The 1,370-nt window shown below is 55.6% G+C and carries 2 protein-coding genes; both read right to left on the bottom strand.

All coding sequences use genetic code 11. The features are described 5' to 3' along the window. A partial coding sequence (gene rpsJ, locus A3730_RS19455; RefSeq protein WP_063538715.1) for a 30S ribosomal protein S10 occupies window positions 1-264 on the bottom strand: 264 nt, incomplete at its 3' end. A gap of 611 nt (window positions 265-875) precedes the next feature. Beyond that, a partial coding sequence (locus tag A3730_RS19450) for an EF-Tu/IF-2/RF-3 family GTPase (RefSeq protein WP_255364275.1) occupies window positions 876-1,370 on the bottom strand: 495 nt, incomplete at its 5' end.

The raw sequence follows: 1,370 nt of genomic DNA, 5'->3' as shown, positions 1-1,370 counted from the left end.
CATCAGCGCGTCCACGGTTTTATCCGTAGGCTCGACAATATCCACCAGCCGCTTGTGGGTGCGGATCTCATACTGATCTCGCGCATCTTTGTTTACGTGCGGAGAGACCAGCACTGTAAAGCGTTCTTTACGCGTCGGCAGCGGGATTGGACCCGTTACTTGCGCGCCTGTCCGTTTGGCCGTATCCACGATCTCCTGGGCGGACTGATCAATCAGACGATGATCAAAGGCCTTGAGACGAATACGGATTCTTTGGTTAGCCATAGCTAACAAACTCCAGACCGTTTCGAGCCATAGTTTATATGGCAAAAAGCCCACTTACCTCATCGCTACAGGATAGGTGAGTGGTGTCAAAACAAGCCCGGGAACAATGCCCCGGTTGGTACTGCCCGAAGGCAGGGCGCGAATATTAGCCATACCCCGGGGGTATTGCAAGGGGTATTTCGCCAAAAAACCCAAATTAACTGTAAAAGCGGTTATCGCAAAGCGACATCCGCCGCCACAGAGCCCATCAAAGCCACAACCGCGGCGCCAGCCAAGGAACAAGCCAATACCGACCCCTCCTGGTGGCATCCCACCGGGCTGAGACGGTACTCCTGTTTTTCCGCCCCGCCAAGCCCTGCCCTGAAAATCCGACAACTCATTGCCGAACAGGCAGCTCACCACCTTCGATTGCAACCACCACAAGCACGAGCAACACCTGGCCACATCACACTGCAGAAAACCGCTTCACACACCGCTCAGCACGCCACAGCGAAGCTGCCAGACCACTCACACCCCAAGCCTCAACAGCCCAACAGACACCGTTGACAACACCATCAAATCGCAGGCAAAAAAAAGGGCCGCCGAAGCGACCCTTTTTATCACCGTAAAACTTACTCGGTGATTTTAGCTACCACGCCGGCGCCAACGGTACGGCCACCTTCGCGAATCGCGAAGCGCAGGCCGTCTTCCATGGCGATCGGAGCGATCAGCTCAACGTCCATCTGCACGTTATCGCCCGGCATTACCATTTCGGTACCTTCCGGCAGAGTACATGCACCTGTCACGTCAGTCGTACGGAAGTAGAACTGCGGACGGTAGCCGTTGAAGAACGGAGTGTGGCGACCACCTTCGTCTTTACTCAGGACATACACCTCAGCAACGAACTTGGTGTGCGGCTTGATGGAGCCCGGCTTGGCCAGTACCTGGCCACGCTCAACTTCATCACGCTTGGTACCACGCAGCAGAACACCAACGTTCTCACCAGCGCGACCTTCGTCCAGCAGCTTGCGGAACATCTCAACACCGGTACAGGTGGTCTTGGTGGTGTCGTTGATACCCACGATTTCCAGCTCTTCACCCACCTTGATGATGCCACGCTCTACACG

The organism is Alcanivorax sp. HI0044, assembly GCF_001634945.1.
The sequence above is the reverse complement of the archived record's forward strand: the minus strand, read 5'-3'. Positions and strand labels throughout refer to the sequence as shown.